The organism is Mycobacterium sp. (genome assembly GCF_002863225.1).
Classification (GTDB): Bacteria; Actinomycetota; Actinomycetes; order Mycobacteriales; family Mycobacteriaceae; genus Mycobacterium.
Window position 1 is genome coordinate 1 of sequence record NZ_PKEK01000106.1, and the last position, 20,027, is coordinate 20,027.

The following is a 20,027-nucleotide window of genomic DNA, read 5'->3' on the forward strand; positions in this document are numbered from 1 at the left end:
GGTGCCGCAGGTCGTCCGCCGGATCAACAACGCGCTGCTGCGCGCCGACCAGATCGCCAAGGTCGAGGGCGACACCTCCATCGAGAACTGGCTCGCGCCGATCGTCGCCGACGGTGAAGCGGGCTTCGGTGGCGCGCTCAACGTCTACGAGCTGCAGAAGGCCATGATCGCCGCCGGTGTCGCCGGTTCGCACTGGGAAGACCAGTTGGCCTCGGAGAAGAAGTGTGGCCACCTCGGTGGCAAGGTTCTGATCCCCACGCAGCAGCACATCCGCACCCTGACCTCGGCCCGTCTCGCGGCCGACGTCGCCGACGTGCCGACTGTGGTCATCGCCCGTACCGACGCCGAGGCCGCCACGCTGATCACCAGCGACGTCGACGACCGCGACAAGCCGTTCGTCACCGGTGAGCGCACCTCCGAGGGCTTCTACCGGGTCAAGAACGGCATCGAGCCGTGTATCGCCCGCGCCAAGGCCTACGCGCCGTACTCCGACCTGATCTGGATGGAGACCGGCACCCCGGACCTCGAGTTGGCGGCGAAGTTCGCCGAAGGCGTCAAGAGCGAGTTCCCGGACCAGCTGCTGGCCTACAACTGCTCGCCGTCGTTCAACTGGAAGCAGCACCTGGACGACTCGACGATCGCGAAGTTCCAGAAGGAGCTCGGCGCGATGGGCTTCAAGTTCCAGTTCATCACGCTGGCCGGCTTCCACGCCCTCAACTACTCGATGTTCGATCTGGCCTACGGTTACGCCCGCAACCAGATGAGCGCCTACGTCGAGCTGCAGGAGCGCGAGTTCGCTGCCGAGGAGCGCGGTTACACCGCGACCAAGCACCAGCGCGAGGTCGGCGCCGGTTACTTCGACCGGATCGCCACCACCGTGGACCCGACCTCGTCGACCACCGCGCTCGCGGGCTCGACCGAAGAGGGGCAGTTCCACTGACGATGCGCGGCCTTCAGCCGCGAGGAGGAAGTGGAACCGAAGGATCGGCCACTAACCACTAGACCAGGCCGTAGCCACAAGCGAACGGCTTGACAGCGCAGGCCCCGCCCGGAAACCCTGGGCGGGGCCTGACGCATATCGAGAGGACATTCCTGCAGTGAGCAACGCGATTGAGCGGGTTGGCGTCATCGGCGCCGGACAGATGGGCGCGGGCATCGCCGAAGTAGCGGCCAAGGCCGGCGCCGACGTGGTGGTCTACGAGCCCACCGACGAGCTGGCCGCCGCGGGCAAGGCCCGGATCGAGTCGTCACTGGAGCGGGCCGTCAGCAAGGGCAAGCTGGCCGCCGATGACCGCGACGCCACCCACAACCGGCTGCGCTACACCAGCGCGCTGTCCGACCTCGCCGACCGTCAGCTGACCATCGAGGCGATCGTCGAGAACGAGGCGGTCAAGGCGAAGCTCTTCGCCGAACTCGACGAGATCATCACCGATCCCGCTGCGGTGCTCGCGTCCAACACCTCGAGCATTCCGATCATGAAAATCGCTGCGGCAACCCAGAACCCGAGCCGCGTGCTCGGTCTGCACTTCTTCAACCCGGTACCGGTGTTGCCGCTCGTCGAATTGATCAGCACGCTGGTCACCTCCGACGACGCGGTGGAGCGCGTCGGGCATTTCGCCGGCGAGGTGCTCGGCAAGAAGGTGGTCCGCTGCGGCGACCGCTCCGGCTTCGTCGTCAACGCGCTGTTGGTGCCGTACCTACTGTCGGCCATCCGAATGGTGGAGGCGGGTGTCGCATCCATCGAGGACGTCGACACCGCGGTCGTCGCCGGGCTCTCGCACCCGATGGGTCCGTTGCGGCTCTCCGACCTGATCGGGCTCGACACCATGAAGCTGATCGCCGACGCAATGTACGACGAGCTCAAGGACGCGCACTACGCGCCGCCGCCACTGCTGCAGCGCATGGTCGAGGCCGGTCAGCTCGGTAAGAAATCCGGCAAGGGTTTCTACACGTACTGACGGTCGCCGGCGTTGCTGCGCAGACCACGACGTGCGCGGGCGGGGTTTAAATTGGTAGCTACCGGGTCACCGTAGAGGTGTTGCCCTCAGTTGCCGACACGAGGAATGCAGCCACCGCCATGGCTCAGCTGTCGACCGGTAATGGTCTCCCCGACGTGGTAGTCACCGCGGTCGAAATGACGACTGCACTGGCCACCGACGCGGACAACACCTGGAAACAATTGCTGGACGGCCAGAGTGGCATTCGCCCGCTCGACGACGATTTCGTCGACCAGTTCGACTTGCCGGTGCGCATCGGTGGTCATCTACTGGAGGATCTCGACCAATACCTGACCCGTATCGAGCTGCGCCGATTCCTGTTCCTGCAGAAGATCTCCACGCAGGTCGCACGACGGCTATGGGAGCAGGCCGGCTCGCCGGAGGTCGACACCGAGCGACTGATGGTGTCCATCGGTACCGGCCTGGGAGCGACGCAGGAGTTCATCGCCTTCAGTGACGATTTCCGGGCGCGCGGCCCCAGAGCGATCTCGCCCGTGGGCGTGCAGCAGGCGATGCCGAACGCGGCGGCCGCGGCGGTCGGGCTGGAACGCAAAGCCAAAGCCGGGATCCTGACGCCGGTATCTGCCTGCGCCTCCGGTGCCGAAGCGATTGCCCTGGCGTGGCGCAACATCGTGTTGGGCGAGGCCGACATCGCGATCTGCGGTGGCGTCGAGACCAAGATCGAAGCGGTGCCGATGGCGGCGTTCGCCAACCAGGGACTGCTGTCGACCAACAACAACGACCCCGCAGGCGCTTGTCGGCCGTTCGACAAAAACCGGGACGGCTTCGTCTTCGGTGAAGCCGGAGCGATGATGCTCATCGAGGCCGAAGAACACGCGAAAGCCCGCGGCGCCAACATCATTGGACGCGTAATGGGCGCCGGCATCACCTCCGATGGGTATCAGCCCGTACAGGCCGAACCCTCCGGTGAACGCGCCGCGCAAGCGATGACGCGGGCGATTCAGCTGGCTGGGCTCACCCCCGGCGATATCGACCACGTCAACGCGCACGCCACCGGGACGGTCACCGGAGACCTCGCCGAGGCGAACGCCATCAAGCAGGCGCTGGGAGCGCACGTGCCCGCCGTCTACGCCCCCAAAGCCGCACTAGGTCATTCGATTGGAGCGGTGGGAGCCGTGGAGGCGATTCTGACCGTGCTGGCTCTACACGACGGTGTGATCCCGCCGACTCTCAACCTGACTGATCCTGACCCGCAGATCGCACTCGACGTGGTGGCGCGCGAACCCCGCGCCGGCGACTACAGCTATGCGGTGAGCAATTCGTTCGCGTTCGGTGGCTACAACGTCGCACTCGCCTTTGGGAAGCGCTGATGCGCCCATTAGACTCGCGCCAACGGTTAGCCTCGCCCACCGGGGGTGGGGCGTAACCTCAACCCTGTGTCGAACAAGCGGCACGATTTCCCTTGGCAAAATTCATCCCCGAATTCAGGACAAACGGTGTCAGATACCTCAAACGCAACGTCCACTGCTCAGTCCGCGTGGTTGTCGAAGTCGGCGTCCCAGACCCGTGGGTCGGACAAGAAGGAAGTCCAGTTCCACTACGACATCTCCAACGACTTCTTCAAGCTGTGGCAGGACCCGTCGCAGACCTATAGCTGCGCGTACTTCGAGAAGGACGACTACACGCTCGAGCAGGCACAGCTCGCCAAAGTGGACCTGTCGCTGGGCAAGCTGGGGTTGAAGCCCGGCATGACGCTGCTGGACATCGGCTGCGGTTGGGGCTCCACCATCCAGCGCGCCGTGGAGAAGTACGACGTCAACGTCATCGGTCTAACGCTGTCGGAGAACCAGAAGCAGCACATCGAGCAGAACCGGTTCCCCAACATCGACACCAACCGCAGCATGGAAGTACGTCTTCAGCCGTGGGAAGACTTCGACGAGCCGATCGATCGCGTGGTCTCAATCGGCGCTTTCGAGCACTTCGGCTTCAACAAGTACGACGACTACTTCAAGAAGACCTTCAACTTGATGCCCGACGACGGCGTGATGATGCTGCACACGATCATCATTCCGAGCGACGAAGAGATCAAAGAACGCAAGTTGCCGCTGACCATGTCCAAGGTGCGGTTCATCAAATTCATCATGGACGAGATTTATCCCGGTGGTCGTCTGCCCCTGAGTGCTCAAGTCGAGGACGCCGCAACGAAAGCCGGCTACACCGTGACCCGCAAACAGCCGCTTCGGCCGCACTACGCCCGCACCCTGGACACTTGGGCCAGCAACCTGAAGTCGAAGAAAGACGAAGCGATCGAAATCACGTCCGAGGAAATCTACGAGCGCTTCCTGAAGTACCTCGAAGGGTGTGCTGACCTGTTCCGCGAGGGCTACACCGACGTTTGCCAGTACACCTGCGAAAAAGCGCCCGCGTAGCCGAGTTGAGAAATGTGCGTTATACAGATCGTTCGAAACAGCAGAACGTAACGAGCTGAACGAGATTCACTGTGAAAGGCCTATCTCAGATGACCGAGCGCGGGTCGGAGGATTCGTCGAATTTGCGGCCGGCATACGAAGACGTCCAAGCCCACTACGACACCTCCAACGAATTCTTCGGCCTGTTTCAGGATCCGACACGCACCTATAGCTGCGCGTATTACGAGCGCGACGACATGACGCTGGAAGAGGCGCAAATCGCCAAGCTCGACCTGTCGCTGGGCAAGCTCGGCCTTGAGCCTGGAATGACATTGCTCGACGTCGGCTGCGGCTGGGGCGCGATGATGAAGCGCGCGGTCGAGAAATACGACGTCAACGTCGTCGGGCTGACTCTGAGCAAGAACCAGCACTCGCTGGGGCAGCAGATTCTCGACCAGGTCGACACCGGTCGTTCGCGACGGGTGTTGCTGCGCGGCTGGGAAGAGTTCGACGAGCCGGTCGACCGGATCGTCAGCATCGAGGCCTTTGAGGCGTTCCCGAAGTCTCGCTACAAGGCGTTCTTCGACCTCTGCTTCCGGATCATGCCGGCAGATGGCCGGATGGTGCTGCAGACGATCATGGGGCACCCGCTCAAGCGCTGGCCTGAGATGGGCATCCCGATCACGATGAGCGATCTACGGTTCATGCGATTCATCGCGGCGGAGATCTTCCCCGGCGGCGCGGTTCCGGCTGATGACGACGTTGTCGAATACTCCGCCAACGCCGGGTTCTCCGTCGAACGACTGCAGAAGATGACGCCGCACTACGTGCGGACGCTCGACACCTGGACCACCAAGCTGGAAGAGTCCCGCGAGGAGGCCATCGCGGCCACCTCCGAAGAGGTCTACAACCGTTACATGCGCTACCTGATCGGGTGCTCGGACTTCTTCCAACGCAACATCTCTGAGGTCGGCCAATTCACTCTGGTGAAGAGCTAACGACCCGGTAGTCCCGGCACGAAAGCGCCGATCGCCAAACCGACGACCAGCAACGCGCCGGCTTGGCGCACGTGCAGCCAAGCCAGTGCCGCGTACCACAGCGGCCACACCGGGAAGTCGGCCGGCGGCTCGTCGGGCGGTGGGCGGCGGAAGTACGGCCACACCTTGACCAGCCGCGGCAGCGCCAGCACCACGAGCAGCGCCGGCCACGGCATCGCTCTGGCCAGCACCGCGGCCGCCACCAGCAGGTAGAACCCGGCCATCATGGCCAGCGTGACTGCCCGGGCCCGCGTCTCGCCGATGAGCACCGGCAGCGTGTGGATGCCGAGCGGCTTGTCGTAGGGAATTTTGTCGGTGTGCTTGCCCATCAACACCGTCGTGCAGAGCAGCCCGTAGGGCAGCGAAGCCAGCAGAACCGGCCAACCGACGTGGCCGACCGCCGAGTAGTAGGTGCCGCAGATCATCATCGGACCCCAGACCACCAACACGTCCGGTTCGCCCAGGCCGCGCTTCTTCAATCGCAGCGGCGGCGCGGTGTAGGCGAAGCTGAGCACGAATCCGGACAGCGCGAACGCCACCACCGGCCAGCCGCGAGCCCAGGTGAGCACGATCAGGATGGCCAGGTCGGCCAGGTTCACCAACCCGATCGCCACGAGCAGCGTGCGACGGCTGACCAACCCGGACAGCACCGGGTGCGGCGCGTAGAGCGCCCGCGGATAGGTGTCGCTGTCCAGGCCGGTCTGGGTGTCGTACAGATCGTTCATCAGGTTGTTGGCGGTGTGTGCCAGCAAGATCCCGATCACCGCCAAAGTCAGCCAGCGCCAATCCAATCCGGGTTGGCCGACCGCCAGCAGCGCTGCGACCAACCCGGCGAACAGGGTCATCGGCAGCACAGCAGCCCGGGTCACGACCAGCCATCGGGTGACCGCGTCGACCGGGCCGTCCGGCGGTGGATTGGTGGTGCGGATGGCGTAGGCCCAGGAGCTCAAGCGGGAACGTGGCGCGGTGTTCGTCATGCGCCGATCCTCATCGCCGCGGCCTGCATCGTCGTCGACGCGTCGCTCATGGCGCCAAGGTAGTCCCGCTAGTCGGTCAGCGGCGGCACAATCGGCGTTGGATGCTGCTGGGCGCGGAACTTGTCCAGCGAACCGCCCGCTTCGACGATGCCGCAGAGCGCGCTCCAGCTCAGCATCGTGAGGTAGTCGATCAGCTCGTCGGAGCTGGTCCGTGGATCCAGCAGCCACGAGTGCGTGGCCAGTTGCACGCCGCCGACGATGTGATAGGCCCACGGCTCGACGCCACCGACGTCCATGCCCGCGGCGCGCATCCGGCGGCGCAGCATCACCGCGAGCATGCGGGCGATGATCCGCTCGGAGTCGGCGACCACCTTGTTCTTGCCGGCCGAGTTGTTGGCCATCACGAATCGGTAGGGCTCCGGCTCGGATGCCACCGTGTCGACGTAGACGTGAATGATCTCCCGGGTCAGGTCGAAGCCGTCGAGGTTCGACGACAGTGCCTTGGCCATGTTGGGGATCAGCGTGGCCTGCGTGAAGCGCATCATCACCGCGGTGGTGAGGTCGTTCTTGTCGACGAAGTAGCGGTACAGCACGGTCTTGGACACGCCGATCTCACCGGCGATCTCGTCCATGCTGACGAACTGGCCGCGCCGCCGAATCGCCTCGATCGTTCCGTCGATGAGTTCGTTGCGACGCTCCACCTTGTGCTGGTGCCAACGTCGCTTCCGGCCGTCGGTTTTGACCGTTCCGATTGTCGCTTGCTGTCCCACTGTCGCGAATTCCCAATCCGAGATGTCTCTGCGTAATTTCAATAGTAAGGGTTATCGGCGCGGATTTCTCGCCTGGACCTCAGACAACGGTGTTAGGCCCGTTCAGCGGTAACAGTTACCTCGCGAAACGGCGGAACGCCGTCGCCCGAACAGCCGCGCCGATAGCGGATGATGGTGGGGTGGCAGTCGGACTGAACGGCAGACCCGCTTCGGAACCGAAGCACCGAGCGGAATCGTCGCCGCGTCCGTCGCTGCCCGCCGACGACCCCGCCCGGCCCGGGTCGATCGCCGAGTCGTTCGCCGGCGCCGACCCCCAGGCCGACGCCGAGCGGCAGCGGGCGCTGCGGCGGATGAAGGTCGTGGCGCTGAGCTTCCTGGTCGGCGCGACGGCGATATTTCTGGGTTGCCGATGGGCGCAGGCCGGGGGAGGCGCGGCCACCTGGGTCGGTTATCTGGGCGCCGCGGGAGAAGCCGGCATGGTCGGCGCGCTTGCGGATTGGTTCGCCGTCACCGCGTTGTTCAAACACCCGCTGGGCATCCCGATCCCGCACACCGCGATCATCAAGCGGAAGAAGGACCAACTCGGCGAGGGCCTGGGCAACTTCGTGCGGGAGAACTTTCTTTCCCCCGAAGTCGTCAGCACCAAGATCCGAGACGCACAGGTGCCCAGCCGGTTGGGCAAGTGGCTCTCGGACGTCTCGCACGCCGAGCGGGTGGCCGCCGAGTCGGCGACTGTGCTGCGGGTCCTGGTCGAACTGCTCCGCGACGACGACGTCCAGCAGGTTATCGACCGAATGATCGTGCGGCGCATCGCCGAACCGCAGTGGGGACCGCCGGTCGGGCGGGTGCTGTCCACGTTGCTGGCGGAAAACCGGCAGGACGCCCTGATCCAACTGCTCGCCGATCGGGCCTTCCAATGGTCGCTGAATGCCGGCGAGGTGATCCAGCGGGTGATCGAGCGCGATTCACCCACCTGGTCGCCGCGCTTCATCGACCAACTCGTCGGCGACCGGATCCACCGCGAGCTGATGGACTTCACCGACAAGGTGCGCCGCAATCCCGAGCACGAACTACGCCGCTCGGCGACCCGGTTCCTGTTCGAATTCGCCGACGACCTGCAAAACGACGAGGCGACGATCGCCCGGGCCGAGGCGGTCAAGGATCAGCTGATGTCCCGCGACGAGGTGACCAACGCGGCCGCGACAGCGTGGAAGACGCTCAAGCGGCTGGTGCTCGAGGGTGTCGACGACCCGTCCAGCGCGCTGCGCACCCGCGTCACCGACGCGGTGGTCCAAATCGGCGAATCGCTACGCGACGACGCGGAATTACGCGACAAAGTCGATAACTGGATCACGCGGGCGGCCGAGCATCTGGTCGCTCAGTATGGGGTCGAGATCACAGCGATTATTACCGACACCATCGAGCGCTGGGACGCCGAAGAGGCCAGCCGGCGAATCGAGCTGCATGTGGGCCGTGACCTGCAGTTCATCCGGATCAACGGCACGGTCGTCGGCTCTCTGGCCGGCCTGGTGATCTACGCCGTCGCGCAGCTGCTGTTCTGAGACCCGCTAACAGTGCTTGCAAAAGCTAGCACCCGTTAGCTACCGTGGGCCGGGTTCGCATCGACACGCCGACGCGAGGACCCGAGGGAGCATCCATGCCGCAGGAAGAGAACCTTGCTGCCGTGGTGACGACCGCTGCGTCTGACATCGGCAGCTTCATCAAAGCGCAGCGTGAAGCGGCGCAGGTTTCGGTGCGGCAGCTGGCGGAAAAAGCCGGCGTCAGCAATCCATACCTCAGCCAGATCGAGCGAGGATTGCGCAAACCTTCGGCAGGCGTGCTCAACCAACTCGCCAAAGCGTTACGGGTTTCCGCCGAGGTGCTTTACGTCCAGGCCGGGATGCTCGAACCCGGCCCGACGAGCGAGGTTCGCGACGCCATCGTTGCCGACGTGACGATCACCGAAGGGCAGAAGCAGGTCCTGCTCGACATCTACACGTCCTTCGTTCAACAAAACGAGGCGGCCCGGGAGGAGACACCCCCTGCATAAACCCGGACACCCCCCGAATCCCCCTGACGCACAGAAAGAATGACGAGAGGAAACATCATGGCAGAGAACAACCCGTCGATAGACGACCTGAAGGCTCCGCTGCTTGCCGCGCTGGGCGCCGCCGACCTGGCCCTGGCCACGGTCAACGATCTGCTCGCCGAGCTGCGCGACCGCGCCGAGGAGACCCGCACCGACACCCGCAGCCGGGTCGAGGAGAGCCGCAACCGCCTGACCAAGCTGCAGGAAGAGCTGCCCGAGCAGCTGCGCGACCTGCGCGACCGGTTTACCGCCGACGAGCTGCGTAGCGCCGCCGAGGGCTACGTGGAGGCCGCGACCTCGCGCTACAACGAGCTGGTCGAGCGCGGCGAGGCCGCCCTGGAGCGCCTGCGCAGTCAGTCCGGTCTGGAAGACGCGTCCGAGCGTGCCGAGGGCTACGTCGAGCAGGCCGTCGAGCTGACCCAGGAAGCTCTGGGCACCGTCGCCTCGCAGACCCGCGCGGTCGGCGAGCGCGCCGCCAAGCTGGTCGGCATCGAGCTGCCGAAGAAGACCGACGAAGCCGCCAAGAAGGCCCAGAAGGCCGTGGCCAAGAAGGCTCCGGCCAAGAAGGCGCCCGCCAAGGCTCCGGCCAAGAAGGCTCCGGCCAAGAAGGCTCCGGCCAAGAAGGTCACCCAGAAGTAATTTCGTCTCACCACTCGACTCCGAGTCGCCCGCTTGGGTGACTCGGAGTCGACGTGTCTGGCGGCACCCATTTACCCTTAACGGGTGAGCCTGGTGAATAGCGTCGTTTTGATCCTGCAGGTCGCTGTGGCGATGACTGCGCTCTACGCCTTCGTACACGCGGCGATGCAGCGGCCCGACGCCTACACGGCGGCCGACAAGATGACCAAGCCGGTCTGGCTGCTGATCCTGGGCGCATCGGTTCCGCTGACCATGATGCTGAGCGCCCTGGGCGCGACCATCGGTGCCTGCGCGGCCGGGGTCTACCTGGTCGATGTGCGGCCCAAACTCCTGGAGATCCAAGGTAAGTCGCGATAAAACCCATGCGACCTCTGATCCTTGCGGTCCTCGGCGCGCTGATGTCCGCAGCGCCGGCGTCAGCGGATCCCGGTTCGAACGTGCTGCCGTATGCGCCACCGTTCGTCGACCACGTCCGGTGGGCCCAGTGGTCGCAGGGCAGCCGACTGACGAGTCTGCGCGTCTACCCGACCGCGTCCGGCCGCGCGACCTCCAAGCAACTCGGATCTCCGAGTCCGGAGGCCGATGAAGCGTGGGCCGAGGTGCTTACCCTTGCGCCGCAGGCCGACACCCCGGGCATGCGCGAGCAGTTCCGCTGTCACTGGGATTTCGCCGAGACGGCACAGCCCGGCAAGATCAGCTGGAACCTGGAGCCCTGGCGTCCAGTCGTCGACGACGCGACGATGGTGTCCACCGGCTGCAATCCCGGCGGCGCGCAGGAACCGTTCTGATGACGTGGACCCGCGCCCGGGTCGCCGCGCTGGTCGACCACACGCTGCTCAAGCCGGAGGCCACCGCCGCTGAGGTGGCCGCGGTTGCCGACGAGGCCGCCGCGCTGGGCGCCTACGCCGTCTGCGTGTCACCGTCGATGGTCGCCCACGCCGTTCACGCCGGTGTGCCGGTCGCCGCGGTCGCCGGATTCCCTTCCGGCAAGCACCTTTCCGAGCTCAAAGCTCGCGAAGCCGCGCTGGCGGTCGCCGCGGGCGCGGTCGAAGTCGACATGGTGATCGACGTCGGCGCCGCCGTCGCCGGCGACATCGAGGCCGTGCGGGCCGACATCGCCGCGGTGCGCGCCGCGATCCCTGACGCCGTGCTCAAGGTCATCGTCGAGTCGGCCGCACTCTTGGCGCTCGCCGACGAGCGCATCCTGGCCGCTGTCTGTCGCGCCAGCGAAGAAGCCGGCGCCGACTTCGTCAAGACCTCAACGGGTTTCCATCCCGCCGGAGGCGCATCGCCGGCTGCCGTCTCGCTGATGGCCGAGGCGGTCGGCGGGCGGCTGGGCGTCAAAGCCAGCGGCGGGATCCGGACGGCGGAGGCCGCCGTGACGATGCTCGACGCGGGCGCCACCCGGCTCGGGCTGTCTGGCACCCGCGCGGTGCTCGACGCGCTGGACTAACTAGCCCGCTGAACGGCCCGTCCTAGAGGTCGGCCAGGCAGGGGTCCTGGTTGCCGCCGGCCGGAATGGTCGCGTTGGTGCTGGAGAACGTCGCCTCCACACCGCTGTCGGTGACCTTGATGCTGTCGGCGTGCAGTCCCAGCGGATAGTTGCGCGTGGCCTTGGCCATCAGGTCGTCGATGTATTTCTGAGCGGTGTCCGACGAGATCTTCGAGCCCAGCGCCGACACGCTGACCACCTGCAGCGACAGTCCGTTGTTGACGATCTGCGGCTTGAGCTTGGCGCTGTTCAACAACCCCTTGAGCTCGATCGTCCCGTCGCCCGGGTCGGTGGTGACCCCGCTGGTGACGAACGCGCCCAGCACCGGCACGGCGTCCTGGATCGACTGCTTGATGCCGTCGGACGACCAGGTGACTGTGCCGTTCACCGATCCGATGGTGCCTCGAGAGTTGCTGGTGTCGTTCAGCTTGATGTCGCGGATGTCGAAACTGACCTTCATCCCCTTGGCCTTGCGGACCTGGTTGCCACCGGTCTGCACGGAGATGTCGCTGTAGTTCTTGGTGAGGTACTGCCACAGCACGGGCGGCGCCGGCGAGAACGACACCGAGGCGCTGTCCTGCACCTCGCACTGCACCGCGTTGGCCACTTTGGTGCTCGCGGTGTGACGGGCGTACAGCTCGCCGCCGATCGGGATCGCGACGAACACCAGCGCGACGATCAGCACGATCAGCCACAGCGACGTCCGGTTGGCGAAGAAGCGGCGTGCGCCCTTGGCCCCCGCGTCCGGCCCCGCCGGCGGGGGAGGTGTCGGTATGGAGATCCGGGTGGTCGCGCCCTCGTGGGCCTGCGGGGGCGGGCCGGGCTGCTGTGCGCGCGGGTTGGGCGGCGGAGCCACTTGCGGCGGTGGCTGATTCGGTTGCTGCGGCGGACGATTCGGCGGCGGAACCGGCTGCTGGGGCGGACGCCCGGGTGGGCGGCCCGCCTGCTGCGGACGCGGCACGTCACGCGCCGACGGCTGCGGCGGGCGGCCGGGCTGCGGGATGTTGCGCGTCGGCGACTCCGACGGCGGCAAAGGCCTACGGCGCGGCGGAAAGCCACGGTTGGGTGGCCCCGCGGGCCGCGGTGGCCGGCCGCGCTCGGGCGGCTCGTTGCCCGGCGGGCCTGGGGGGTTAGACATGAGCGAAGCAGGGGTCTTCCCCGCCAGGGGGGATCGACGCGTTCTGCGTCGAGAAGTGAGCTGCCACACCGTCACTGGTGACCTGCACGCTGTCGGCCTTGATGCCCAGCGGGTACTGCTTGAGCAGCGCCGCGGTGAAGGTGTTCAACGCCGTCTGGGCGGTCTCGTGCGGGATCATCACGCCCAGCGCGTTGACCTTGTACACCTGCAGCGTCAGCTTGCCGTCGGCGACCTGAGGCTTGACCGAGATGCCACCCAGTCCCATCGCGCCGGCGAGTTCGATGGTGCCGGCGTTGGGGTCGGTCGTCACGCTGTCGACCAGTCCGCCGATGAAGGGGACGGAGTTCTGAATGGTCTCCTGGATGCCCGTCGACGTCCAGGTGATGTTGGCGTCCAGCTTGCCGATGGTGCCTTTGGAGTCGGCGTTGCCGTGCAGGTCGACGTCGTCGATTTCGATATCGGCCTTCATGCCTTTGGCGTTGCGGATGTTGTTTCCCGCGGTGTGGATGGTGATGTCCTTGTAGTGACCTGTCACGTGCTGCAACAGAAACGGGCTCGATCCGAAGGACGCCGTGGCGCCGTCCTGGATCACGCAGGATGTCGCAGCGGCAACGACGCTGTTGGCCCGGTTGCGGGCATACAGTTCGCCGCCGACCAGACCGGCGATCGCCAGGGCGCCGACGATCACCAGCACCAGGATGATCGACACGGGGTCGCCGCGAAAACGGAAGCGGCGCTTGGGTTTGCCGGGCTCAGCGGGATCCTGCGGCGGTGGCTGTCCGAAAGTCGCCGTCTCCGGATATTCCTGGGCGGGTGGCGCGAAGGTCGGAGTGGTCGGCGGTTGGTACGCCTGACCACCCGCCGGCGCCGGTGCGACAGGCGAATTCTGGTCGCCGGGACGACCCCATGTCGACGACGGGTCCTGGTGTGGGGGCCCCTGCGGATTCGTCATCTGCGCGATTCTGCCTTATCCGGATGAGCGAGCGCTGTGGAGTTGCGCAGGACGGCGATCGTCTCGCGGGCCTTGGTCACCTGCTCGATGTCGATGTCGGCGACCAGTAGCTGCGGGTCGGCGCCGGCTGATGCGACGACTTGGCCGAACGGCGAGACCACCAAGCTGCCGCCCACTCCGGTCGGTGCGCTGGAGGCCAGCGGCTCCCCGGGGTCGGCCTGCCCGGCAGCGACGATGTAGCTGGTGGAATCCAGTGCCCGGGCGCGGGCCAGCAGAGTCCACTGCTCGAGCTTTCCCGGGCCGGCGGCCCACGATGCGCTGACCACCGTCACCTGCGCCCCGCCCCGGGCCAGCGTGGTGAACAGCGCAGGAAATCGGAGGTCGTAGCAGGTGCTCAGGCCCACCCCGACATCGCCGACGGTGACGACGACCGGGGCGCTGCCCGGCGCGACCGTCTGCGACTCGGTGAACCCGAACGCGTCGTAGAGGTGGATCTTGTCGTAGTGGGTGTCGACGCCCGAGCCGACAGCGAGCAGGGTGTTGCGGACCCGCCCGTCGTCGGCCGGGGTGAACATGCCGGCCACCACCGTGATGCCGGCGTCAGCGGCGATCCGGCGGACACCGTCGGCCCACGGCCCGTCGACCGGTTCGGCGACCGGCGCCAGGGGCGCCCCGAACCGGCACATCGTCGCTTCCGGAAAGACCACCAGCGACGCATCCTCAGCCGCGGCGCGGTCGGCGTAGTCCCGGACGATGTTGAGGTTGTCGGCCGGGTCGGTGCCGCTGAGGATCTGGGCCACCGCGATACGCATGATCGCCAGCCTAAAGGTGAGCGAGTTTGCCCGGATGCCAGAATCAGCTCAGCAAAACCGTAGAAAGGAACACCTGATGGTCGAGTTCACCCTGACGCGGTCGACGACGGCGCCGATCGAGGCGGTCTTCGACTCGCTCACCGACCACCGTGGCATCTCCAACTACAGCAAGGCCGCCCGCCGCAGCACGCTGGACCGCGAAGGGACACCCGCCCCCAACGGAGTCGGCGCGCGCCGGCGTATCGAGGCGGTCGGACCCGCGATCGTCGAGGAGATCATCGAGTACGAGCGGCCCCACCGCTATGCGTACAAGCTGATCTCCGGCGCGCCGGTCCGGGATCACGTCGGCACGGTCACGCTGCGTCCGACCGGGAGCGGCACCGAGGTGAGCTGGCACTTGACGTCCACACCGAAGCTCCCCGGCCTCGGGCTGCTGCTGACACCGGTGCTGAAGCGGGCGATCGGCGAACTGCTCAACGGCGCCGTGGACGCCGCGGAAGGCCGCGCCTAGGCGCCCTGGCCGATCCACCCCGTGGTGAAGCGCTGTTCGCGGATCAGCAGCTCCACCAGCTGGCTTCCGATGAAGTTCTCCAGCTTCCCGCCGACCAGCGGAATCTTCACCTCGACGGTGGCCCGGAATGTCAACCGCGCGCCGTCCGTCTCGGGCAGCGGCTCCAGCGTCGCCGTGCCGGTCAACGACGCCGGCGAGTCCAGAATCGAGCCGGTGACCGTCGCGGTCGCCGCGCCGTCGCCGTTGGGCTCCCAGCGTTCTTCGCGGCGGATGTACAGATCGCCGCGATGGAACTGGGTGACCACGGCCGGCATCCGGTCCGCGCGCAGCACCTGGGTGGTGACCACGTCGATCACGCCGTCGCCGACCTCCATCGAGTCCAGCGTCGCTTCATCGGCGCCCGAATCGTCCAACCGGGCCAGCCAGTACTGCTCTTCGCCGAACGCGCGCAGAACCGCTTCGACGGCCTCCGCGTAGTCGGTGGACATGTCGAACGAACGCGGCATAGCAGGTCAGGCTACCGTCAAGAGTTATGGAACCCGGTCTGAAGGGGTAGGTGTGGGAACGGTTTTCGCCGGTGCGCACGTCGAGCAGAACGTGCCGCTGGCGCCGTTGACCACGCTGCGAGTGGGCCCGGTCGCGTCGCGGGTGATCACCTGCGCCAGCACCGAACAGGTGGTCGCGACGTTGCGGGAACTCGACGCCGCCGATTCGGGGCCGTTGCTGGTGCTGGCGGGTGGATCGAACGTGGTGATCGCCGACTCATTGACCGATCTCACCGTGATTCGATTGGCCAACAACAATATTCACATCGACGGCAATCTCGTGCGGGCCGAGGCCGGTGCCGTCTGGGACGACGTGGTGGTCGCCGCGCTCGCAGCCGGGCTCGGTGGGCTGGAAGCTCTGTCGGGCATTCCCGGCTCGACCGGTGCCACGCCGGTGCAGAACGTCGGCGCCTACGGGGTCGAGGTGGCCGACACCATCACCCGGGTCCGTCTGCTGGACCGAACCAGCGGGGAGGTCCGCTGGGCGGCCGCCGGCGAACTGGGTTTCGGCTATCGGACCAGCGTGCTCAAACACTCCGACGCGGCCACCGTGCTGGAGGTGGAATTCGCGTTGGACGCCTCGGGCCGCAGCGCCCCACTGCGCTACGGCGAGCTGGTCTCGAAGCTGGGGGCCACAGCGGGGGAGCGCGCCGACCCGGTGGCGGTCCGCGAGGCGGTGCTCGCGCTGCGGGCCGGCAAGGGCATGGTGCTCGACGAAGCTGACCACGACACCTGGAGTGTGGGTTCCTTTTTCACCAATCCCGTTGTGACACCACAGTTTTACCAAGAGTTGGCCGACACAGCCGACCGGCCGGTGCCGCACTATCCGGCGCCGGACGGCGTCAAACTGGCGGCGGGTTGGCTGGTCGAACAAGCCGGCTTCGGCAAGGGGTATCCGTCGCGCCCGGCCGGGGCGCGCTGTCGGCTCTCGACCAAGCACGCGCTGGCGCTGACCAACCGTGGCGGCGCCGGCACCGCCGACGTCATCGCGGTGGCCCGCGCCGTGCGCGACGGCGTCCAGGCTGTGTTTGACGTCACACTGGTGCCCGAACCGGTGCTGGTCGGCTGCTCCTTGTAATTCGCGTGGGAATTGCGGACGGTATCCGCCGGTATCTTTAGGTCGTGAGCACAGAGCGCGGCGTCTCGCCGGTCAACCGGCGCCGGGCCTTGACGACCCTGATGCTCGGTGCCCTCGCCCCCGGCGTGCTGGCCGCTTGCTCCGGCGGGGCCGCGAAGCAGGCCGAGAAGGCCAAACCGGCAGCTCAGGCCTCGCTGACCTTTCGGCCGGCCGACAAAGCCACCAAGGTCGTGCCGAACGCGCCGGTCAGCGTGGAAGTCCGTGACGGCTGGTTCCAGCACGTCGCGTTGACCAATCCGGACGGCAAGGTGGTGGCCGGCGCCCTCAATCGAGACCGGACGCTCTACACCCTCACCGAGCCGCTGGGCTACGACGTGACCTACACCTGGAGCGGCGCAGCTGTCGGCCACGACGGCAAGACCGTTCCGGTGAAAGGTGAGATCACCACCGTCGCACCCACCAAGGTGGTCGACGGTGGCTTCCAGCTCGCCGACGGCCAGACCGTGGGCGTCGCGGCGCCGATCATCATCCAATTCGATGCGCCGATCGCCGACAAGGCCGCCGTCGAGCGGGCGCTGAAGATCACCACCGAGCCGCCCGTGGAGGGCAGCTGGGCCTGGCTGCCCGACGAGTCGGAGGGCGCCCGGGTGCACTGGCGCAGCCGCGAGTACTACCCGGCCGGCACCAAGGTCAGCGTGGAGGCCAAGCTCTACGGTCTGGCGTTCGGTGACGATGCCTACGGCAAGCAGGACATGAGCCTCAAATTCGAAGTCGGCCGCCGTCAGGTTGTGAAGGCCGAGATCTCGTCGCACCGCATCCAGGTGGTCCGCGACGAGGGCGTCATCATGGACTTTCCCTGCAGCTACGGCGAAGGTGACAAAGCCCGCAACGTCACCCGCAACGGAATTCACGTGGTCAGCGAGAAGTACTCCGACTTCTACATGTCCAACCCGGCCGCCGGATACAGCCACGTTCACGAACGCTGGGCGGTGCGGATCTCCAACAACGGCGAGTTCATCCACGCCAATCCGAGCAGCGCCGGCGCGCAGGGCAACAGCAACGTCACCAACGGCTGCGTCAACCTCTCGACGTCGGACGCAGAGCAGTACTTCAGCAGCGCCATCTACGGCGACCCCGTCGAGGTGACCGGCAGCCGGATCGAGTTGTCCTACGCCGACGGCGACATCTGGGACTGGGCGGTGGACTGGAACACCTGGGTGGGCATGTCAGCGCTGCCGCCGCCGAAGGACGCCAAGCCGGCGCCAGTGTCGATCCCGCGCAGCGCCCCGGCCACCCCGCGCGATGCCCCGACGCTGTCGGGCACCCCGACCACCACGACCACTAGTCCTGCGGAGCCCGGCGGTTGAACCGGCCGTTCGGCGCCTGGTCTCGGGGCCGGATGACGATCTGGTCGAGGTCGACGTGGGGTGGGCGCGACGCCACGAAGCCGATCACCTCGGCGACATCGGTCGCGGTCAGCGGCGTTATCCCGGCGTAGACGGCGTCGGCGCGATCTTTGTCGCCGTCGAAGCGCACCAGCGAGAACTCGGTCTCCACCGCGCCAGGCGCAATCTCGGTGAGCCGCACCGGTTTTCCGAGTAGCTCGCCGCGCAGCGTGCGGTGCAGCGCCCCCTGAGCATGCTTGGCCGCGGTGTAACCGGAGCCGCCGTCGTAGGTCTCCAGCGCCGCGATCGAGGTGACGGTGACGATCAGGCCGTCGCCGGAGTCGATCAGCCTGGGCAGCAGTGCGCGGGTGACCCGCAGTGTCCCGAGCACATTGGTTTCCCACATCCAACGCCAATGCTCGAGGTCGGCGTCGGCCAGCGGTGCCAGACCTTTGGCGCCGCCGGCGTTGTTGATCAGCACGTCAACCCGGTTCAGCCGGTCGGCCAAAGCGTCCACCGCAGCATCGTCAGTGACGTCGGCCACAATTGCCGTTCCGCCGATCTCGGCGGCCAGCGCATCTATCCGGTCGGCCCGGCGTGCCACGGCGACGACGTGAAAGCCTTGTGCGGCAAGGATTCTGGCGGTTGCCTCGCCGATTCCGGCGCTGGCGCCGGTGACGACCGCGACGGGTTTCCCGTCGCGGGAACGGTCGGATGTCGTCGACTGCCGATCAGCGGGACTCATCTGAACAACTGTAGTAACCGTGCTAAATTCCTCCTGTGTACTCGAGCACCTTGTTCGGCTGTCTACCCGCGTGTTGTTGCGCGGGCTGCGCGTGTTGTCGCCGCGCAGCCAGCCGCTCCTGAGCTCAGCGCCAAGCGCTAGCGACGGTGTGCGGCACAGCCCGCCATCGGAACTCGGACAAGGACACTCCAATGCGCTCCACGACATTCACCTCTCATCAGCACAACCCCCTCGCGGCCGCCCGTCGTCGAGGTCCGGGACGCCACCGCGTGGTGGCTCCCTCCCTTCAGCTCTCTGATGCCGCCGCCTCCTCGGTATTCCGGGCCGTGCGGCTCCGCGGCCCGATCGGTCGCGATGTCATCGCCCAGGTGACGTCACTGTCCATCGCGACGGTGAACCGCCAGGTCATCGCTCTGCTGGACGCCGGAATCCTGCGGGAACGTGCCGACCTGGCCGTCTCCGGCGCGATCGGGCGCCCCCGGGTGCCGGTCGAGGTCAACCACGAGCCGTTCCTGACTTTGGGAATCCACGTCGGCGCCCGGACCACCAGCATCGTGGCCACCGACTTGTTCGGCCGCACGCTGGACGCCGTCGAGACCCCGACCCCGCGCACCGCCCAGGGTCCCGCGCTGGCCGCTCTGGCCGACGGTGCGCGTCGCTACCTGCGGCGCTGGCACCGCCGGCGGGCACTGTGGGTCGGCGTCGCGATCGGTGGAACGGTCGACGCCGCCAGCGGTCACGTCGACCACGCCCGGCTGGGCTGGCGCGACGCTCCGGTGGGCCCGGCGCTCGCCGAAGCGCTGGAACTGCCGGTGTCGGTGGCCTCGCACGTCGACGCGATGGCCGCCGCCGAACTCCTGCTCGGCATGCGTCGGTTCGGCCCGAACTCATCGACCAGCCTCTACGTGTACGCCCGTGAGACCGTCGGCTATGCGCTGATGATCGGCGGCCGGGTGCACAGCCCGGCCAGTGGCCCGGGAACGATCACCAACCTGCCCGCGCAGTCCGAGTTGCTCGGCGGCACAGGGTTACTGGAGTCGACCGTCAGCGACGAGGCCGTGCTGGCCGCGGCACGCCGGCTACGCATCCTGCCGGCGCACCCCGGCGCCTCGGGCGGCAGCGTGACCGAGGTCTTGAAGATCGCCCGCAGCGGCAACAAGCAGGCCCAGGAACTGCTCAACGAGCGGGCCCGCGTGCTCGGCGAATCCGTCGCGCTGCTGCGCGATCTGCTCAACCCCGATGACCTCGTGGTCGGGGGGCAGGCATTCACCGAGTACCCCGAAGGCATGGCGCGGGTCGAGGAGGCCTACAAGGCCAGGCTCGTGCTGCCCGCCCGCGACATTCGGGTGACCGCGTTCGGCAACCGGGTGCAGGAGTCCGGCGCCGGGGTCGTCTCGCTGGCCGGGTTGTACTCCGACCCGCTCGGTGCCATGCGTCGAGCAGCGCCGCCGGTGCCCGTCTACGAAGTTGACGTCGAGACACCCGCCTGAC

22 protein-coding genes are annotated in these 20,027 nt (G+C 66.9%); 15 read left to right on the forward strand and 7 right to left on the reverse strand.

Features of this window, described 5'->3' with window-relative positions; translation table 11 throughout:
- From aceA to CYU59_RS28030, 5 genes are all read left to right on the forward strand, one after another.
- On the forward strand, nt 1-940 hold a 940-nt coding region (gene aceA / locus CYU59_RS28010), incomplete at its 5' end, for an isocitrate lyase (protein ID WP_293004547.1).
- A 157-nt stretch (nt 941-1,097) separates the two neighbouring features.
- Nucleotides 1,098-1,958: a 3-hydroxybutyryl-CoA dehydrogenase gene (locus CYU59_RS28015; RefSeq protein WP_293004549.1), complete on the forward strand. Its 861-nt coding sequence runs from the start codon at nt 1,098-1,100 to the stop codon at nt 1,956-1,958.
- A 119-nt stretch (nt 1,959-2,077) separates the two neighbouring features.
- A complete protein-coding gene (locus CYU59_RS28020) occupies nt 2,078-3,328 on the forward strand; it encodes a KasA/KasB family beta-ketoacyl-ACP synthase (RefSeq protein WP_293004550.1) in 1,251 nt (416 codons plus the stop codon).
- A 126-nt stretch (nt 3,329-3,454) separates the two neighbouring features.
- The gene (locus CYU59_RS28025; protein ID WP_293004551.1) at nt 3,455-4,387 is read left to right on the forward strand and encodes a cyclopropane mycolic acid synthase family methyltransferase; all 933 of its coding nucleotides are present in this window, start codon (nt 3,455-3,457) and stop codon (nt 4,385-4,387) included.
- A gap of 89 nt (nt 4,388-4,476) precedes the next feature.
- Nucleotides 4,477-5,364, forward strand: coding sequence for a cyclopropane mycolic acid synthase family methyltransferase (locus CYU59_RS28030; RefSeq protein ID WP_293004553.1), 888 nt, complete (start codon nt 4,477-4,479; stop codon nt 5,362-5,364).
- On the opposite strand, the gene CYU59_RS28035 is transcribed toward CYU59_RS28030, so the two are convergent.
- Entirely contained in the window at nt 5,361-6,380 is a 1,020-nt protein-coding gene (locus tag CYU59_RS28035; RefSeq protein WP_293004555.1) for a prenyltransferase, read from the reverse strand. The genes CYU59_RS28030 and CYU59_RS28035 overlap by 4 nt on opposite strands.
- 68 nt (nt 6,381-6,448) lie before the next feature.
- On the reverse strand, nt 6,449-7,150 hold the full coding sequence (locus CYU59_RS28040) for a TetR/AcrR family transcriptional regulator (protein ID WP_293004557.1): 702 nt from the start codon (nt 7,148-7,150) through the stop codon (nt 6,449-6,451).
- Between the two features lie 251 nt (nt 7,151-7,401).
- Here CYU59_RS28040 and CYU59_RS28045 point away from each other — a divergent pair, with 251 nt between their 5' ends.
- The 6 genes from CYU59_RS28045 (at nt 7,402) to deoC (ending at nt 11,331) form a co-directional block, all read left to right on the forward strand.
- Nucleotides 7,402-8,712 carry a DUF445 domain-containing protein gene (locus CYU59_RS28045; RefSeq protein WP_293010337.1) on the forward strand — a complete coding sequence of 437 codons (1,311 nt, stop codon included), beginning with the start codon at nt 7,402-7,404 and terminating at the stop codon, nt 8,710-8,712.
- 95 nt (nt 8,713-8,807) lie between these two features.
- A complete protein-coding gene (locus CYU59_RS28050; protein ID WP_293004559.1) occupies nt 8,808-9,200 on the forward strand; it encodes a helix-turn-helix transcriptional regulator in 393 nt (130 codons plus the stop codon).
- A gap of 57 nt (nt 9,201-9,257) precedes the next feature.
- Nucleotides 9,258-9,878 carry a heparin-binding hemagglutinin gene (locus tag CYU59_RS28055; RefSeq protein ID WP_293004561.1) on the forward strand — a complete coding sequence of 207 codons (621 nt, stop codon included), beginning with the start codon at nt 9,258-9,260 and terminating at the stop codon, nt 9,876-9,878.
- 93 nt (nt 9,879-9,971) lie between these two features.
- Complete coding sequence (locus tag CYU59_RS28060) at nt 9,972-10,235, forward strand: DUF2516 family protein (protein ID WP_293010339.1); 264 nt, start codon at nt 9,972-9,974, stop codon at nt 10,233-10,235.
- Nucleotides 10,236-10,240: 5 nt separating this feature from the next.
- Nucleotides 10,241-10,666: a DUF2599 domain-containing protein gene (locus CYU59_RS28065; RefSeq protein ID WP_293004563.1), complete on the forward strand. Its 426-nt coding sequence runs from the start codon at nt 10,241-10,243 to the stop codon at nt 10,664-10,666.
- Nucleotides 10,666-11,331 carry a deoxyribose-phosphate aldolase gene (gene deoC / locus CYU59_RS28070; RefSeq protein ID WP_293004565.1) on the forward strand — a complete coding sequence of 222 codons (666 nt, stop codon included), beginning with the start codon at nt 10,666-10,668 and terminating at the stop codon, nt 11,329-11,331. The genes CYU59_RS28065 and deoC overlap by 1 nt, the downstream gene beginning before the upstream one ends.
- Nucleotides 11,332-11,353: 22 nt before the next feature.
- On the opposite strand, the gene CYU59_RS28075 is transcribed toward deoC, so the two are convergent.
- Genes CYU59_RS28075 through CYU59_RS28085 form a run of 3 tightly spaced genes read right to left on the reverse strand, consistent with a single transcriptional unit; the run spans nt 11,354 to nt 14,272 of the window.
- A complete protein-coding gene (locus tag CYU59_RS28075) occupies nt 11,354-12,508 on the reverse strand; it encodes a DUF2993 domain-containing protein (RefSeq protein WP_293004567.1) in 1,155 nt (384 codons plus the stop codon).
- Nucleotides 12,501-13,460 (reverse strand): DUF2993 domain-containing protein, encoded by a 960-nt coding sequence (locus tag CYU59_RS28080; protein ID WP_293004569.1) that lies wholly within the window; start codon nt 13,458-13,460, stop codon nt 12,501-12,503. Before CYU59_RS28080 ends, CYU59_RS28075 begins: the two co-directional genes overlap by 8 nt.
- The gene (locus CYU59_RS28085; protein ID WP_293004571.1) at nt 13,457-14,272 is read right to left on the reverse strand and encodes a carbon-nitrogen hydrolase family protein; all 816 of its coding nucleotides are present in this window, start codon (nt 14,270-14,272) and stop codon (nt 13,457-13,459) included. The genes CYU59_RS28080 and CYU59_RS28085 overlap by 4 nt, the downstream gene beginning before the upstream one ends.
- 76 nt (nt 14,273-14,348) lie before the next feature.
- Here CYU59_RS28085 and CYU59_RS28090 point away from each other — a divergent pair, with 76 nt between their 5' ends.
- Complete coding sequence (locus CYU59_RS28090) at nt 14,349-14,783, forward strand: SRPBCC family protein (protein WP_293004573.1); 435 nt, start codon at nt 14,349-14,351, stop codon at nt 14,781-14,783.
- Here CYU59_RS28090 and CYU59_RS28095 read toward each other — a convergent pair.
- Nucleotides 14,780-15,289 carry a DUF2505 domain-containing protein gene (locus CYU59_RS28095; RefSeq protein WP_293004575.1) on the reverse strand — a complete coding sequence of 170 codons (510 nt, stop codon included), beginning with the start codon at nt 15,287-15,289 and terminating at the stop codon, nt 14,780-14,782. The two genes, CYU59_RS28090 and CYU59_RS28095, sit on opposite strands and share 4 nt — an antisense overlap.
- A gap of 52 nt (nt 15,290-15,341) precedes the next feature.
- Here CYU59_RS28095 and CYU59_RS28100 point away from each other — a divergent pair, with 52 nt between their 5' ends.
- Both CYU59_RS28100 and CYU59_RS28105 read left to right on the forward strand, forming a co-directional pair.
- Complete coding sequence (locus tag CYU59_RS28100; RefSeq protein ID WP_293004576.1) at nt 15,342-16,406, forward strand: UDP-N-acetylmuramate dehydrogenase; 1,065 nt, start codon at nt 15,342-15,344, stop codon at nt 16,404-16,406.
- Between the two features lie 101 nt (nt 16,407-16,507).
- Nucleotides 16,508-17,773 carry an Ig-like domain-containing protein gene (locus CYU59_RS28105; protein ID WP_293010341.1) on the forward strand — a complete coding sequence of 422 codons (1,266 nt, stop codon included), beginning with the start codon at nt 16,508-16,510 and terminating at the stop codon, nt 17,771-17,773.
- Here the strand turns inward: CYU59_RS28105 and CYU59_RS28110 are convergent.
- Nucleotides 17,748-18,536, reverse strand: a complete 789-nt coding sequence (locus tag CYU59_RS28110) for an SDR family oxidoreductase (protein WP_293004578.1) — start codon at nt 18,534-18,536, stop codon at nt 17,748-17,750. The genes CYU59_RS28105 and CYU59_RS28110 overlap by 26 nt on opposite strands.
- A 191-nt stretch (nt 18,537-18,727) precedes the next feature.
- Here CYU59_RS28110 and CYU59_RS28115 point away from each other — a divergent pair, with 191 nt between their 5' ends.
- Nucleotides 18,728-20,026, forward strand: coding sequence for an ROK family transcriptional regulator (locus CYU59_RS28115; RefSeq protein WP_293004579.1), 1,299 nt, complete (start codon nt 18,728-18,730; stop codon nt 20,024-20,026).
- Nucleotide 20,027: the final 1 nt, after the last annotated feature.